Here is a 14359-nt window from a genome sequence, read left to right as displayed (position 1 = left end):
GTTCTGGATTGGATTTCCAGACCTTGTGGGATTTCGTGTCCGAGCGGCGTCAGCAGCTGCTCACGGACTCGTATCTCCATGTCAGCGCGGTCGTCCAGTCGGTGGTGATCGCGGGTGTCATCGCGGCCCTCATCGGGATCGCCGTATACCGCAGCCCGATCGGGTCGGCGGTGGCAACGGGCCTGGCCAGCACGGTGTTGACCTTGCCGTCGTTCGCCCTGTTGGGGCTGCTCATCCCGATCCTGGGCCTGGGCGTCGCACCGACCGTGACGGCCCTGGTCCTGTACGGGCTGTTGCCGATCATCCGGAACACGATCATCGGGCTGGCCGCGGTGGATCCGGCGATCACCGACGCCGCCCGGGGTGTCGGGATGAACCGTCTCCGGGTGCTCGGCCGCATCGAACTGCCGCTGGCGTGGCCGTCGATTCTCGCCGGCATCCGGGTCAGCACCCAGATGCTCATGGGCATCCTCGCGATCGCGGCGTATGCGAAGGGGCCCGGCCTGGGCAACCTCATCTTCTCCGGGCTGTCCCGCGTCGGCAGCCCCACAGCCGTGCCGCAGGCCCTCACCGGCACCGTTCTCATCGTCATCCTGGCGCTCGTCCTCGACGGCCTACTGGTCCTGCTCGGGCGCTTCACTACCCCGAGGGGGCTTCGTGACTGACCTTCTACCCGCCGAAGAACACACGGGAAGTGGCGTCGAGATCGTCCTCGACGACGTAGTCAAGCAGTACGCCGGCCAGGCCGACCCGGCGGTCGACCACGTGTCGATGACCATTCCCGCCGGCGAGACCGTCGTGTTCGTGGGGCCGTCCGGGTGCGGCAAGACCACCACGATGCGGATGATCAACAGGCTCATCGAGCCGACGTCGGGCAAGATCACCATCGCCGGCCGGGACACCCACTCGATCGACGCGGACCGGCTGCGCCGCGGCATCGGCTACTCGATTCAGCAGGCCGGGCTGTTCCCGCACCTCACGGTCGCGAAGAACGTCGCGACCGTCCCGGGCCTGGTGGGGTGGGACAAGAAGCGCACCACCGAGCGGGTCGACGAGATGCTCGACCTCGTGGGACTCGATCCCGACACCTACCGGGACCGCTACCCGCGGCAGCTGTCCGGTGGCCAGCAGCAGCGTGTCGGCGTCGCGCGGGCGCTCGCGGCGGATCCGCCGGTTCTGCTCATGGACGAGCCGTTCGGCGCGGTGGACCCGATCACGCGCGGACTGCTGCAGGACGAGCTGATGCGGCTGCAGTCCGATCTCGGTAAGACGATCGTGTTCGTCACCCACGATTTCAACGAGGCGGTCAAGATCGGCGACCGAATCGCGGTACTGGGCAATCAGTCGCACATCATGCAGTACGACACCCCGGAGGCGATCCTCGCGAACCCGGCCAACGACATGGTCGCCGGGTTCATCGGCGCCGACGCGTCGCTCAAGCAGCTCACCCTGGCGCGGGTCCGCGACATCGAACTGGCGCAGTGTCCCACCGCCTACCGGAACGGCTCGGTCGCCGAGCTGCGCCGAGAGCTGGCCGAGCAGGACGCTCCCTGGGGTCTGATCCTCGACCAGCGCGATCGCCCGCTGCGGTGGGTGTCGCCCGAGCAGCTCGCGACGGCGGGTTCACTCGAGGACGTCGGGGACCCGTTGGGCGAGAACGTCTCGCTCACATCGACGCTGCAGGACGCCCTCGAGGCGCTGCTGATGCAGGCCAGCGCGTCGGCGGCCGTCACGGGCCGCCGCGGCGAGTACGCGGGCATCATCACGATCGACACGCTCGTCCACGCGCTGCAGGAAGTGCGGGAGGAACATGCCGACGACCATCCCGTCGACGAAGCGTCGGCGGGGGAACCGACGCCATGACCGCCACCACTGGACAGCAGGCGACGGCCCGCGCCGAACGCATGCGGCTGCTGGTCCAGCCGGTGCTGGTGCTGATCCTGGTGGGTGGCGTGCTGGGTTGGGCGTTCACCCGGGACCTGAGCGCGACGCAGAAGGCGAGCATGAACGTCGCCAACATTGCGACGCTCACGTGGCAGCACGTGCTCATCACCGTCGTGGTGGTGCTGATCGTGCTGGCGATCGCGGTGCCGCTGGGCACACTGCTCACCCGGCCCGGATTCACCCGACTGGCACCGATCTTCGTCGGCATCGCCAACATCGGTGCGGCGGCGCCCGCGATCGGTCTACTGGTGCTGTTCTATCTCGCGACCCGCACGACGGGCTTCTGGATCGGCGTGCTGCCGATCGCGTTCTACTCGCTGCTCCCGGTGCTGCGGAACACCATCCTCGGATACAAGGAGGTGGACCCGGCGCTCGTCGACGCCGGACGCGGACAGGGCATGTCGGCGCTGACGGTGCTGCGCCGCGTCGAGTTCCCGCTCGCGGTGCCGTACATCCTGGCGGGCCTGCGGACGTCGCTCGTCCTCGCGGTCGGCACCGCAACGCTGTGCTTCCTGGTGAGCGCCGGCGGCCTCGGCATCCTCATCGACACCGGATACAAGTTGCGCGACAACGTGACTCTGGTCGTGGGTGCGGTGCTCGCGGTGGCACTCGCGCTGCTCGTCGACTGGCTGGGCGCGCTGGCGGAGACGTATCTCGGGCCGAAGGGACTGCGCTGACATGAAGTTGATGCGACGAGTCCTGGCTGGGACGGCGGTGGTGCTCGCGAGCGCGCTGCTCGCGTCCTGCGGCCTCGAATCCGGCGGCGCCCTGCCGCTGAAGGTCGGCCCCGGCAGTATCGAGCCCGTCCCCGAACTGGAGGGTGCGCGGATCACGGTCGGCTCCAAGGACTTCACCGAGCAGGTGATCCTGGGCTACATCATCGAGTTCGCGCTGTCCGCGGCGGGCGCCGACGTCCGCGACCTGACGAACATCCAGGGATCCAACAGCACCCGCGACGCGCAGCTGGGCGGACAGATCGACGTCAGCTACGAGTACACCGGCACCGGCTGGATCAACTACCTCGGTCACGAACAGCCGATCCCGGACTCCCGCGCGCAGTTCGAGGCCGTTCGCGACGAGGACCTCGAGCGCAACGGGATGGTGTGGACCGATCCGGCGCCGATGAACAACACGTACGCGCTGGCCACCAGCCGGGCCACGGCGGAACGCACCGGTGTGCGGACGCTGTCGGACTACGCCGCACTGGTGCAGCAGGATCCGGCCGCGGCCGCGACCTGCGTCGAGACCGAGTTCAACGTGCGGCAGGACGGCTTCCCGGGCATGGCGGCCGCGTACGGATTCGATCCGGCGCGGGCCGACCGTCGGATCCTGCAGACCGGCATCATCTACCAGGCCACCGCGGACGGCAGCCAGTGCAAGTTCGGCGAGGTCTTCACCACCGACGGCCGGATCGCGGCCCTCGACCTGGTGGTGCTCGAGGACGACCGCCAGTTCTTCCCGAAGTACAACCCGGCGTTGACGATGCGTGAGGACTTCGCCGAGCAGTATCCGGAGGTTGCGGAGGTCATGGCACCCATCTCTGCGGTGCTCACCGACGACGTGATCACCCAACTCAACAAGCAGGTGGACGTGGAGGGGGAGGATCCCGCGGCGGTGGCCCGGCAGTGGCTGGTCGACCAGGGATTCGTGACCACCGAGGGCTGAATCACACCATCCCGGTGAGACGTTCGGCGCCGTCGACGAGGAACCCGACCAGCGCGTCGTCCGGCTGGACGCGCCCGTCGGCACCCTGCAGGTACAGCCCGCCCACGACCTGCGCGGACCGGTCGCGCAGCGGAACCGCGAGCGCGGCCCGGCCGATCCGTGACTCCTGGCACTCGTGGGCGAAGCCGCCCTGCGCCACGGCGCGCAGATGCCGGATCAGTTCGTCGGGGTCGCAGATCGTGAACTCCGTCAGCCGCCGGAGGTCCGGGTCGGGGCGCACACCCGGCAGATACGCGAGCATCACCTTGCCGAGCGCGTTGGCATGCAGGTGCTTGGACAGCATTCCCACGGCCGCGATCTCGTGGTCCGGGTCGCGGTCGACGATCCGCAGTCGGTCCCCGGCGAACGACGCGACGTGGATCGCGAACCGGGTCCGCGAACGCAGCTCCTCCACAGCGTCGTGCAGCGACGGCAGCGGACCGGTGTCGGCCGCGGCCCGGGCGAGCTCCGCGGTGCGCCGCCCCAGCGCGAACCCGGACAGGTCCGGCACCCGCACGAGGAAGCCCTCGGCGACGAGGAGATTGAGCATCCGGTAAGCGGTGGCCGGCGGTACGCCCGCGAAGCGTGCGATCTCCTTGGCCGTCGTTCCGGGACCCAGGTGCGCCACCGCCTCGAGCATCCCGAGCGCACGCTGGACGGCCTGCGGCTGCTGCCCACTGAAATGCGTGTCCTCGGTACGGACCAGGCTGCGGGACGGCATCAGCGTCCGCCGTCCCGGGCCCGCCGCACATCGTGGCCGCCGCTCGCGACGATGTGTCGTCGGCCGTCCTCGTCGAGCACCAGGACGCCCGCGCCGGGGAGAATGTCGGACGTCTCGACCGAGTCGAAGGCGCCGACCGTGGTGAGGCTGTCGGGCCGGGACCGGCGGAGCACCTCGTGCCACACGACACCGGAGGAGCCGACGAGCGCGAGCGTCGCGGGCACCATCCAGAAGTCGTGCAGGGTCCCGTCGACGGCGATGCAGGCGAGCAGGCCGGCTCCGAGCACGGTGACGAACACGGCGGCGGCGCGGGTCACCACCGTGTGCTCGCCGATCCGGCGCAGGAAGCGCAGCGACGCGAACGCGACGAGCGTGTACGCGGTCACCAGCCCCACCTCGACGACGCCGTCGAAGACCGCCGAGTCCGCCTGTGCGCGGAGCGCGTAGACCACCGCACCGGTCAGGCTCGCGGACGTGAACAGCGCCACCGCGACGTGCGGTGTGCGGAACCGGTGGTGCACGCGCGACAGTGCCGGCGGCAGGACTCGCTCGACGCCCATCGAGTACAGCAGCCGGGAACCCGCTTGCGCACAGCCGAGCGTGGACGCGAACCACGAGCACGTCATCCCCGTCTTCACCGCGAGGACGACGCCCCACGAGGCTCCGGACGCGGTGCCGTCGAAGTACGCGCCGACGATCACCGATCCGTGGCCGAGAAGGGACGCGGTGGCGGCGAAGACGAACAGGACGCCGACGAGGACGGGCGAGACGAGGACCGTGCGGGTGACGGTGACGAGGGGCCGCTTGGCCTCCGGACCGAAGAACGCGGCGCTCTCGAAGCCCGCCATCGACAGCACCGTGAGCATCGCCAGGAACGGCAGCAGGCTCACGGGCGTCGAGGGGAGGGGCTCACCGGCCGAGGTGACGTCGGCCGGGGTGCCGATCATGATCGTCACGATCAGGACGAGTGAGAGGGCTTCGACCACGAGGATCGCCCGCGTCGCGAACCGCACGCCCCGCACGGTGACGGCCCCGACGACCGTCGCGAGCAGTGCGATCGTGGCCACCCACGACGTGGTTCCGCCGAATCCCGGCCCGAGGAGGTCGGCGATGTCGAGCAGGCTCCCCGCGGCCTGCGACAGGACGGAGATCGAGATGCCGAGGTAGCCGACGATGAGCGCGGTGCCGGTGGCGAGCGCCGCGCGCGCACCGAGGCCCTGGAACACGAAACTGTAGAGCGACCCGGCGGCCGCGAGGCGACGGGTGAACTGCGTGATGCACACCGCGACCAGAGCGACTGCGGCCGTCGTCACCGCGATGACGAGCACACCGCCGAGCCCGGGCCGGTACGCGGTCATCCACAACGCGATGAACACCATCCCGGTGGCCGGTGCGATGGTCGACAGCGACTGGCCGATCAGGTCGACCAGCGTGAGCCGTCGGCGCCCCAACCCTCGGAGCGGCGAATAGACCTGCTCCGGTGGGCTTTCCGCCTCCTGTGCGCGGGCAATTGCTGCCCGGAGTGCAGCTGTCACGAGTCTCGTCCCGTCTGTACGCCCGGTGGTACAGACGCAAGCTAGCCCGGGCGTGTTTCGGCCCGGTTACCTTTGCGAACAATGTGCGATTCGCAAGTGGGAATCGCATCCTCCCTCACCCCACTCGCGGTGCGACGGAACGTTTCACCACCGTCGCCCCGGCGACTTCCGGGTTGGCAACGATGGGTGCACACCGTTGGAGAAGGAGGTGGTTCACGCATGCTGTGGACGATGATCGCGGCGGCCGTCGGAGGTGTGCTGCTGCTCGCCGGGGTACCGAAGATGCGGGACCGGGAGGGGCTGCTGCGGGTGGTCCGGGGCTACCGGATCCTGCCGGCGCCGCTGGAACGGGTCGTGGCGGCGACGCTGCCGTCCGTGGAGGTCGCGCTCGGTGTGGCCCTGATCGCCGGCTTGGCGCCGCGGCTCGCGGCGGCGGTCGCCGCGGCGGTGTTCACCGGCTTCTGCATCGGCCTCACCGTCAACCTCGTGCGCGGACGGCGCGAACTCGATTGCGGCTGTTTCGCATTCGGCACCGACGGCGAGGCGCCGCGGATCGGCTGGTTCCACGCGATGCGGGCGGGCGCGCTGGCCGTCGTCGCCGGGGTTCTCGCGGCCACGACCCACAGCCCGCCGACCCTGGCCGAGCACGTACTCGCGGTTGCGGGCGTCCTCGTGGTCATGGCCGCGGTGGTCGCGGCGGTGCAACTGCGCTCGGTGGTCCATCTCGGACGCCGACCCGTCGACGCGCACCTGAGCAGGGCCTCCATCGAACTGCGTGTCGCATCGGCGACTTCGCGCTACTGACCGACGCTCCCTGACGACAAGGATCGACAATGAACACTTTTCTCCTCATCGCCATCGTGGTGCTGGCGGTCGCCGTCGCGGTGCTGTTCCTCATGGTGCTGGCCCTCGCCCGGGAGATCGGCCGCGTACAGGTGCGGCTCGGCCCGCTCGGTGCCCGCATGATGGACACCGGCCCCAAGGTGGAGCAGGTGGCGCCGTCCTTCCGTGGCCTCACCGACCATCTCGGCCGCACCGTCGGGGTCGGCGGGCACCGGGACAAGCCGCAGCTGCTGCTGTTCACCGCGCCCACCTGCTCGACGTGCAAGAGCCTGCTGCCCGGGCTGCGGGCGATGGCGAAGGCCGAGAGAGACCTCGAGATCGTCATCGTCTCCGACGGGACGCCGGAGGAACACGCGCAGTTCCTCGCCGGCTCGGGCATCGGCAGCGAACTCAGCTACGTCGACGGCCGTGATGTCGGCATCGCCTACCAGGTGGGCACGACGCCGTACGGCGTCATCCTCGACGAGCACGGCAAGATCCGCTCGAAGGGGCTGTGCAATCACATGGCGCAGGTCGAAAGCCTGCTCAACGCCCTCGAATCCGGCACCCCGTCGCTCCAGCACCTGCACGAGCAGGCGAAGGTCCACCTCGCCGCGCGCGCGTGAACACCCCTATCCAGAACGGAGAGAACGCATGGCCGACAAACCGATACACGACGGTCCGGAAATGTACGAGAACCGGTATCCCGTCGACGAGGACACCGTGCGGGAGCAGGCCGCGTGGATGGCCGGCTCCGGCGGCACCCTCGCCGGCCGCGCCGGGCGGCGGATGTCCGAGCGGGTCTCCCGCCGTTCGATGATCAGTCGGATCGGCAAGTGGACGATGGGCGTTTCCGGTGTGGCGCTGATCAGTTCGCTGCCCGTCACCCGCAGTGCACTCGCGCAGGAGGCCGCACCCCCACCCGCACCGACCCCGGACAAGGATCCGCTCGTGCCGGTGTACGACGGCAAGGATCCCGCCGAATGCGAGTACTGGCGCTGGTGCAACATGGACGGCACGTCGTGTGCCGCGTGCAACGGCGGCGGCGTCACGACGTGTGCGCCGGGCAGCAAGCCGGGTGCCGAGTTCTGGGTGGGGTGCTGTACCAATCCCGACACCGGCAAGACGTACCTCATCGCGTATTACGACTGCTGCGGTGCACCTTCGTGTTCCAACGCCTTCTGCGGCGAGCCGGACATGCAGGCGATCATGTACAACCCGGTCTCGGGCAGCTACGACCAGGAGATCATCTGGTGCGTGTCCGACGAATCCCAGTCGTACACATGCACGATGGCGCCGATCATCGGCGAGGACTGCCAGACCCGTCCCGCCGCCCGTCCCAAGGTCGGAGCCGGATCATGACCGACGTTTCCCGCCGCCTCGTCCGCGGGGCTGCGGCCGCCGTCCCGGTGGCGCTGGTCCTCGCGCTCGCCGCGTGCTCGTCCGACGCCGCCGGAGAACCCGAGGCCTCGGCGGCCACGGCCGGCGAGGTCACCTACCCGAGTGTCCCGTTCACCGCACCGGGCCAGGGGATCTCACTGGGACACGACGACCAGGCGATCGGGTCGACCATCCCCGAACCGCTCCACGTCGGCGAGGTCCAGCCCGCCAAGGCGAACGAACTCCTGGCCGTGGCGGGGGGATTCGGCAAGCTCGAACTGGGCGTCAACGTCATCGACCCCGCGACCGGCGTCGCGACGGGCCGCATCGTCGTGGGTCCGGGCATCTGGGATCCGGTGATCCACGGCTTCGTCGGCGAGAAGACCAGCGACCCGGCCGTTCTCGCCGCCGAGGTGTGGCGTCCGCGGGGCTCCCGCGGCGCGGCCGATTTCACGGTGAGCACCTACTCCGGGAACCTGCTCGAGCCGGCGGAGGCGCTGCTGCCGGACTACGCCCGCGTCCACTCGCGTCCCGGGTCGAGCGCGGTGACCTCCGACGGCAAGTACTTCGTCACGTGGGACGACGGGCTCTACGGCGTCCGCGTCGTCGATCTCGCGGCGAAGAAGGAGAGCGGCGCCCTGCAGATCATCGGGTGCGGGCCGTTCACGTGGCTCGACGGCCACGAGCTCTACAGCGTGTGCGAGGAGTCCCGCGAGCTGATCCGGATCTCCATCGACGATGCCGGCGTCCCCAGCGAGACCGAGCGGACGAAGGTGCTGCCGGACGACTTCGTCAGCGCCCGCGAGGTCACCTGGGCCGCGGACGCGAAGAAGGCGCTGCTCGTCGGCGGGAACGGCGACGTGTACGTGTTCGATTTCGCGAACGGTCTGCCGTCGTCGACCGTCGCCCCGATCGGCAACGCCGGACAGGAGGGTGGCCGCTTCGCCGGCAACGCGATCGACAACACCGGCACCCGCATCGCCGTCGAGTACACCGACACCGAGATCCATCCGCACTCCGCCCGCGGCGGTGACGTCGTGAAGATCGAACTGCACGACGCTGTCACGTTCGCCCCGGTGAAGACGCTCGACCTGGCCGCGCTGGGCCTCACTGGGATCGACAGCATGGCGTACTCCGTGGACGGCCGCACGCTGTACGTACTCGGCGACGGTCCCGAGGTGGACGGCGAGACCGAGAAGACCATCGTCGGCATCGATGCTGCGAACGGCGACAAGGTCAGCAGCGCCCCGGTCACCGGCACCGTCGACGACATCGGCACGCTCCTGACACCCCAGGTGCTCCGATGACTCGTTCCGACCGCGGCCCGGTCCTCGACCGTCGCCGATTCCTACGCCTGAGTTCGTTCGGGGTCGGCGCGGTCGGGCTCGGAGCTCTCGGATTGGCCTCCGCCGGTTGCAGTTCCGGAACATCGGGCGCGCAGGCGTCGTCGAGCGACCTCGACTACATCCTGCCCACCGATCCGGAGGTCGCGCAGGCGGAGGCGGCCCGCGCCGCGAGCGGGGCGACGGCGTCGTTCGCGCTCGCGGCTGCGGTCGGTGCCGTCGATCTCGGTGGCCGCGTGGTGAACACGTGGACGTACGGCGGCAGCGCCGTCGCCCCCGAGCTGCGGCTCGGCACGGGCGACCGGGTGCGGGTGTCGGTCGACAACGGCCTGCCCGCGGACACCACGCTGCACTGGCACGGCATCCGCATCCGCAACGACATGGACGGTGCGGCCCCGGTGACGCAGCCGGCGATCGGTGCGAACGGCGGCACGTTCGAGTACGACTTCGTCGCACCCGATCCCGGCACCTACTGGTACCACTCGCACAGCGGTCTGCAGGCCGACCGCGGTCTGTTCGGCGCCCTGATCGTCGAGGATCCGAACGACTCCACGGGTGCCGACGCGGATGCGGTTCTCGTGCTGGACGATTGGATCGACGGCCTCGGGACCACACCGGATGCTGTGCTGATGGCGCTCAACCCGGCGATCTCCGGTGGTCACGCCGGGCACGGTGGCGGTGCGGCCGCCCCGATGGCCCACTCCGACGGGGAGATGGGTGTGGCGCAGCAGGCGGTGGCGCAGGGGCACGGGGACTCGGCGGTGCTGGGCGGCATGACCCAGCACATCGCGTATCCACTGCACCTGATCAACGGGCGGCCGCCGAACGATCCGGCCGCGATCGAGGCGCCGGCGGGGCAACGGCTGCGACTGCGCATCATCAATGCCGCCGCGGAGACTCCGTACCGGTTCGCGGTTGCCGGGCACGAACTGACGATCGTGGCCGCCGACGGCTTCGACGTCCGGCCGGTCACCGCGGACACCGTGATCGTCGGCATGGCGCAGCGCGTCGACGTGCTGGTGACGGTCCGGTCCGGTGCGTGGCCGGTGGTGGCGAAGGTCGAGGGCCGTGACGGTTACGCGTCCACGGTGCTGCGCACACCAGACGCCGTCCCGCTGTCGAATCCCGATGTGGGCGGCGTGGTTCCGGAACTGGCGGGGCGGCTGGTCCCGGAGAGCGAACTGCGTCCCGTCGATGCGGTGCGTCTCGAGGACCGCAGCCCGGACCGGGACTACCGCGTCGAACTCATCCAGGCCGGCGACCGGTACGTGTGGGGCATGGCGGGTGCCGACGCCGGCAAGCTGGTCATGAAACAGGGCGAGCGGGTGCGCATCACGATGGTGAACTCGTCGTCGATGTGGCATCCGATGCACACCCACGGGCACACGTTCGCCGTCCCCGCCTACGGGGGACTGCGCCGGGACACCGTCAACGTGCTGCCCGGCACCGAGTTGGCGATCGAGTTCGACGCCGACAATCCGGGCGAGTGGATGTTCCACTGCCACAACGCCTACCACTTCGAGGCCGGCATGACCGCGAACCTGCGGTACATCCGGTGAGAGGACCGATCATGAAGAAGCTCGTCGCACTCACCGCGGGCCTGATCACGACGGCCACGCTGGTCACCGGTTGCAGCAGCGGGGAGGCCGACGCGGGCGGCGGTGCACCCGCCGCGGTGATCGAGGTCAAGAACATGGCCTACACGCCCGCGCAGGTCACCATCGAGAAGGGACAGACCGTGCAGTGGAAGTTCGACGACTCGGGACTGCCGCACGACGTCGCGGGCGAGGGCTCGTTGCAGGGCAAGTTGAAGAGCGAGCTGCTGACCACGGGCACGTACGAGTACACCTTCGACGACGCGGGCACCTTCGACTACCACTGCACGCCGCACCCGATGATGGTCGGCACCGTCGTCGTGACGGAATGAACCCGCGGTGGTTCGCCGCGCCCGCCGTACTGCTGTCGCTGGCCGCGGGGTGCGCGGGCGCGTCGGCCGCCGGCCCGGACGCCGTCGTGGTGATCCGCAACGTCCACTTCGGGCCGATGGACGTCACCGTGCCGGTCGGGGGCACGGTGCAGTGGCGGTTCGAGGACGGCGGTCTGCTCCACCACGTCGGTTCCGACGGCGTGTTCGACAGCGGCATCACGAGTGAAGGGAGTTACGAGCACACCTTCGACGCCCCGGGCGTCTACGAGTACCACTGCTCGGTCCATCGCTACATGACCGGCACCGTCACGGTGACCGGTTGACGCGGACACCGATTCGTTCACATGGAAGAGGGATTTCGATGACGGAAACACTCACGCGCGAGTCGCTCGCGCACGCCCCGATAGCGACCGACGTCCCGGAGATCCGGCCCACGCTGCAGAAGGCGGTGTCGATGCCGGCCCGTGCGGCGCTCGTCGGCGGCGCCGCCGTGGTCGGCGCCGGTGTCGGTGCGCTCGTCGCCCCGGCGGCGGGCTCGGCCCTGATCGCGGCGGTGGTCGGGGTGGGCGCGCTCACCGCACTCGCCGCCAACTGGTCGACGTGCGGCATGTCGGTCGCGGGTGTCGTCGCGGCGCCGAAGCAGCCGGGACGCAAGGGCTCGTCGACGCCCGTGCGCCGACTGGGCTGGCATGCGCTGGGCTCGCTCGCGACGGGCGCGCCCACCGGTGCCCTGCTGGGTGCGCTCGGCGCTGTCGCGGCGGGCGCGGTCCCGATCGGGTGGGCGGTCGGGGTCTGGGCGGCGCTGGCGTTGGCCTACGGTCTGCACGAGATGGGCCTGGTGACCCTTCCCGCTCCGATGCGGCGACGTCAGCTGCCCCGGCACCTGCGCCGGTCGATGGCGCCGTGGAAGGTCTCGCTGCTGTTCGGCGCGATGATCGGCCCCGGATTCGTGATCTTCATCCGGTCGAGCGCCTACTACCTGCTGGTGCTCGGAGTGATCGCCGCCGGATCGCCCACCCTGGGCGCGGCCCTGTTCACGCTCGTCAGTCTCGGTCGATGCATGCCGAGCCTGCTCGCGATCGTGCACACCCGCCGCGGCGGCTCGATGCCCGGCTTCCTGTCCGCGATGTGCGTCGTGGACCGTCGGGTCCAGGTGGTCACGGGTGCGGGCCTCGTCGCGCTCGCGGCCTTCGCCGCAGTCGCGCTCGTCTGACGGCGGTGCCTGGGGCGCGGGTCCGGCTTCGGGCCCGCGCCCTCAACGCGCGGCCGCGACGTCGTCCCGCACCCGCGGAAACACCTCCTGCGCGAGGTAGGTGAGCTGTTCGTTGCTCGCGGCGCCGCCGAGGACGAACGTGTCGATGCCGTGGTTCAGTGCGAGCGCGGTCAGTTGCTGCGACAGTTCGTCGCGCGGGATCTCGTCGCCGACGTTGAGGATGCGCCGGATACGCGCGGGATCGCGCCCGGCGGCGGTGGCCGCATCGTCGATCGCCGCACTGGCGGAGGCGATTCCGTCGTCGTCGATGTAGCCGAGCGAGGGCAGCCAGCCGTCGCCGATCTTACCGATCAGCCGCAGCATCCGAGGCTTGTAGCCGCCGATCCAGACGCCGATGGGGTGCGCGGGCACGGGTCCGGGGTGGACCCCGTTCACGGAGTAGAAGTCGCCGTCGAAGCGGATGGCCCGTTCCCCGCTCCACATGAGCCGGATGATCGACACCGCCTCTTGCAGGGCCCGCACCGACTCACCCGGTGTCCGTCGAGGGCCGCCCATCGCGGCAATGGCATCCCAGAAGGCGCCCGCCCCCAGCCCCAGTTCGACGCGGCCCTCGGTGAGTACGTCCAGACTGGCCGCAGCCTTCGCCAGCACGGCGGGCGGGCGCAGCGGCAGGCTCGCCACGTCCGGGAACACTGTGAGGTGCTCGGTGCGGGTCGCAATGGCGGACAGCAGTGTCCACGCGTCGAGAAAGCGCCGTTGGTACGGGTGATCCTGGATGCCGACGAGGTCGAAGCCGGCGTCGTCTAGTACGGCCGCGGTGTCGAGGATGCCCAGCGCGGCGTCCGCGTCGGGGACGAGGAAGTAACCGAATCGGATGTCGTTGCCGTAGTCGGGCATTGCAAACCCCTTCGTCGATGACGGTCGGTCCTCTCACGATAGGTGCCGGGCGGCCGACTCGAATACCGGATGAATCGACAACCCAGGGTTGACGATCGAATACCGTCAACCTACGGTTGTCGTATGACCGATCCCACTCGAATGTCGAACCCCGTCCGACTCGACGACCTCATCGCAGCCATCAAGAAGGTCCACGGTGATGCGCTCGAACAGTTGACCGACGCCGTTCTCGCCGCCGAGCACCTCGGCGACGTCGCCGACCATCTGATCGGGCACTTCGTGGACCAGGCCCGACGCTCCGGCGCCTCCTGGACCGACATCGGGCGCAGCATGGGCGTCACCAAACAGGCCGCCCAGAAGCGGTTCGTGCCGAAGGGGCCGGAGGAGCCCTCGGACCTCGATGCCAGTCAGGGTTTCAGCCGGTACACCCCCCGCGCCCGCAATGTCGTCATGGCGGCACAGAACGCGGCACGCGCGGCGGGTAACGACCTCATCGCGCCGGAGCACCTGGTGCTCGGACTGCTGTCGGAACCGGACTCGCTCGCGATGAAAGCGCTTGCTGCGCAGGGAATCGAAGCGGACTCCGTGCGTGACGCCGCGGTCGCCGTCCTGCCCGCGCGGGTGGAGTCGTTGCCCGATCTCATCCCGTTCGACGCGGCGGCCCGCAAGGCGCTCGAGCTCACGTTCCGTGAGGCGCTGCGCCTGGGACACAACTACATCGGCACCGAGCACATCCTGCTGGCACTGCTCGAGCAGGAGGACCGGGCCGGCGTCCTCGCCGAATTGGGCATCGACAAGGACGCCGTCGACGCCTACATCACCGAGACCCTGGCCGTCATCATCGCCGCGCAGGAGCAGGAGGAGTAGGCGCGG

Annotated in this window: 16 protein-coding genes; 13 read left to right on the top strand and 3 right to left on the bottom strand. The window is 69.8% G+C overall.

All coding sequences use genetic code 11. The features are described 5' to 3' along the window. Nucleotides 1-8 precede the first annotated feature (8 nt). The 4 genes from ABEU20_RS06495 to ABEU20_RS06480 are packed head-to-tail and all read left to right on the top strand — an operon-like array spanning nucleotide 9 to nucleotide 3609. Nucleotides 9-665 (top strand): ABC transporter permease, encoded by a 657-nt coding sequence (locus ABEU20_RS06495; protein WP_420163578.1) that lies wholly within the window; start codon nucleotides 9-11, stop codon nucleotides 663-665. Continuing rightward, nucleotides 658-1863, top strand: coding sequence for an ABC transporter ATP-binding protein (locus ABEU20_RS06490; protein WP_420163577.1), 1206 nt, complete (start codon nucleotides 658-660; stop codon nucleotides 1861-1863). The genes ABEU20_RS06495 and ABEU20_RS06490 overlap by 8 nt, the downstream gene beginning before the upstream one ends. Next, entirely contained in the window at nucleotides 1860-2621 is a 762-nt protein-coding gene (locus tag ABEU20_RS06485) for an ABC transporter permease (RefSeq protein WP_420163576.1), read from the top strand. Before ABEU20_RS06490 ends, ABEU20_RS06485 begins: the two co-directional genes overlap by 4 nt. A gap of 1 nt (nucleotide 2622) precedes the next feature. Next, entirely contained in the window at nucleotides 2623-3609 is a 987-nt protein-coding gene (locus tag ABEU20_RS06480) for a glycine betaine ABC transporter substrate-binding protein (protein WP_420163575.1), read from the top strand. Nucleotide 3610: 1 nt separating this feature from the next. Here the strand turns inward: ABEU20_RS06480 and ABEU20_RS06475 are convergent, their stop codons facing one another. Then, the gene (locus ABEU20_RS06475) at nucleotides 3611-4369 is read right to left on the bottom strand and encodes an IclR family transcriptional regulator (RefSeq protein ID WP_420163574.1); all 759 of its coding nucleotides are present in this window, start codon (nucleotides 4367-4369) and stop codon (nucleotides 3611-3613) included. Next, entirely contained in the window at nucleotides 4369-5904 is a 1536-nt protein-coding gene (locus ABEU20_RS06470) for an APC family permease (RefSeq protein ID WP_420163573.1), read from the bottom strand. Before ABEU20_RS06470 ends, ABEU20_RS06475 begins: the two co-directional genes overlap by 1 nt. A gap of 219 nt (nucleotides 5905-6123) precedes the next feature. Here ABEU20_RS06470 and ABEU20_RS06465 point away from each other — a divergent pair, with 219 nt between their 5' ends. From ABEU20_RS06465 to ABEU20_RS06430, 8 genes are read left to right on the top strand one after another with little or no spacing between them, the layout of a single operon-like run. Continuing rightward, nucleotides 6124-6708 carry a MauE/DoxX family redox-associated membrane protein gene (locus ABEU20_RS06465; RefSeq protein ID WP_420163572.1) on the top strand — a complete coding sequence of 195 codons (585 nt, stop codon included), beginning with the start codon at nucleotides 6124-6126 and terminating at the stop codon, nucleotides 6706-6708. Nucleotides 6709-6737: 29 nt separating this feature from the next. Then, entirely contained in the window at nucleotides 6738-7352 is a 615-nt protein-coding gene (locus ABEU20_RS06460) for a redoxin domain-containing protein (protein WP_420163571.1), read from the top strand. 28 nt (nucleotides 7353-7380) lie between these two features. Next, on the top strand, nucleotides 7381-8088 hold the full coding sequence (locus ABEU20_RS06455) for a methylamine dehydrogenase light chain (RefSeq protein ID WP_420163570.1): 708 nt from the start codon (nucleotides 7381-7383) through the stop codon (nucleotides 8086-8088). Then, nucleotides 8085-9413: a hypothetical protein gene (locus tag ABEU20_RS06450; protein ID WP_420163569.1), complete on the top strand. Its 1329-nt coding sequence runs from the start codon at nucleotides 8085-8087 to the stop codon at nucleotides 9411-9413. Before ABEU20_RS06455 ends, ABEU20_RS06450 begins: the two co-directional genes overlap by 4 nt. Continuing rightward, the gene (locus ABEU20_RS06445; RefSeq protein ID WP_420163568.1) at nucleotides 9410-11008 is read left to right on the top strand and encodes a multicopper oxidase family protein; all 1599 of its coding nucleotides are present in this window, start codon (nucleotides 9410-9412) and stop codon (nucleotides 11006-11008) included. The genes ABEU20_RS06450 and ABEU20_RS06445 overlap by 4 nt, the downstream gene beginning before the upstream one ends. Before the next feature lie 11 nt (nucleotides 11009-11019). Next, nucleotides 11020-11376, top strand: a complete 357-nt coding sequence (locus ABEU20_RS06440) for a cupredoxin domain-containing protein (RefSeq protein ID WP_420163567.1) — start codon at nucleotides 11020-11022, stop codon at nucleotides 11374-11376. Further along, nucleotides 11373-11699 (top strand): cupredoxin domain-containing protein, encoded by a 327-nt coding sequence (locus ABEU20_RS06435; RefSeq protein WP_420163566.1) that lies wholly within the window; start codon nucleotides 11373-11375, stop codon nucleotides 11697-11699. Before ABEU20_RS06440 ends, ABEU20_RS06435 begins: the two co-directional genes overlap by 4 nt. A gap of 38 nt (nucleotides 11700-11737) precedes the next feature. Continuing rightward, nucleotides 11738-12589 carry a methylamine utilization protein gene (locus ABEU20_RS06430; RefSeq protein ID WP_420163565.1) on the top strand — a complete coding sequence of 284 codons (852 nt, stop codon included), beginning with the start codon at nucleotides 11738-11740 and terminating at the stop codon, nucleotides 12587-12589. Between the two features lie 42 nt (nucleotides 12590-12631). Here the strand turns inward: ABEU20_RS06430 and ABEU20_RS06425 are convergent, their stop codons facing one another. Continuing rightward, nucleotides 12632-13486: an LLM class flavin-dependent oxidoreductase gene (locus tag ABEU20_RS06425; protein WP_420163564.1), complete on the bottom strand. Its 855-nt coding sequence runs from the start codon at nucleotides 13484-13486 to the stop codon at nucleotides 12632-12634. A gap of 123 nt (nucleotides 13487-13609) precedes the next feature. Here ABEU20_RS06425 and ABEU20_RS06420 point away from each other — a divergent pair, with 123 nt between their 5' ends. After that, nucleotides 13610-14353, top strand: coding sequence for a Clp protease N-terminal domain-containing protein (locus tag ABEU20_RS06420; RefSeq protein ID WP_420163563.1), 744 nt, complete (start codon nucleotides 13610-13612; stop codon nucleotides 14351-14353). Nucleotides 14354-14359 lie beyond the last annotated feature (6 nt).

It is taken from the genome of Rhodococcus parequi, from assembly GCF_046042785.1.
Lineage (GTDB): Bacteria > Actinomycetota > Actinomycetes > Mycobacteriales > Mycobacteriaceae > Prescottella > Prescottella parequi.
Note: the sequence above shows the minus strand (reverse complement) of the source record. Positions and strands in the feature narration are given on the sequence as shown.

Bases quoted from the DNA above. Each gene is read 5' to 3' on its own strand.
- ABEU20_RS06425 (WP_420163564.1), bottom strand. From the start codon at position 13,486: ATGCCCGACTACGGCAACGACATCCGATTCGGTTACTTCCTCGTCCCC.
- ABEU20_RS06440 (WP_420163567.1), top strand. From the start codon at position 11,020: ATGAAGAAGCTCGTCGCACTCACCGCGGGCCTGATCACGACGGCCACG.
- ABEU20_RS06485 (WP_420163576.1), top strand. From the start codon at position 1,860: ATGACCGCCACCACTGGACAGCAGGCGACGGCCCGCGCCGAACGCATG.
- ABEU20_RS06420 (WP_420163563.1), top strand. From the start codon at position 13,610: ATGACCGATCCCACTCGAATGTCGAACCCCGTCCGACTCGACGACCTC.
- ABEU20_RS06430 (WP_420163565.1), top strand. From the start codon at position 11,738: ATGACGGAAACACTCACGCGCGAGTCGCTCGCGCACGCCCCGATAGCG.
- ABEU20_RS06465 (WP_420163572.1), top strand. From the start codon at position 6,124: ATGCTGTGGACGATGATCGCGGCGGCCGTCGGAGGTGTGCTGCTGCTC.
- ABEU20_RS06450 (WP_420163569.1), top strand. From the start codon at position 8,085: ATGACCGACGTTTCCCGCCGCCTCGTCCGCGGGGCTGCGGCCGCCGTC.
- ABEU20_RS06455 (WP_420163570.1), top strand. From the start codon at position 7,381: ATGGCCGACAAACCGATACACGACGGTCCGGAAATGTACGAGAACCGG.
- ABEU20_RS06460 (WP_420163571.1), top strand. From the start codon at position 6,738: ATGAACACTTTTCTCCTCATCGCCATCGTGGTGCTGGCGGTCGCCGTC.
- ABEU20_RS06445 (WP_420163568.1), top strand. From the start codon at position 9,410: ATGACTCGTTCCGACCGCGGCCCGGTCCTCGACCGTCGCCGATTCCTA.
- ABEU20_RS06480 (WP_420163575.1), top strand. From the start codon at position 2,623: ATGAAGTTGATGCGACGAGTCCTGGCTGGGACGGCGGTGGTGCTCGCG.
- ABEU20_RS06435 (WP_420163566.1), top strand. From the start codon at position 11,373: ATGAACCCGCGGTGGTTCGCCGCGCCCGCCGTACTGCTGTCGCTGGCC.
- ABEU20_RS06475 (WP_420163574.1), bottom strand. From the start codon at position 4,369: ATGCCGTCCCGCAGCCTGGTCCGTACCGAGGACACGCATTTCAGTGGG.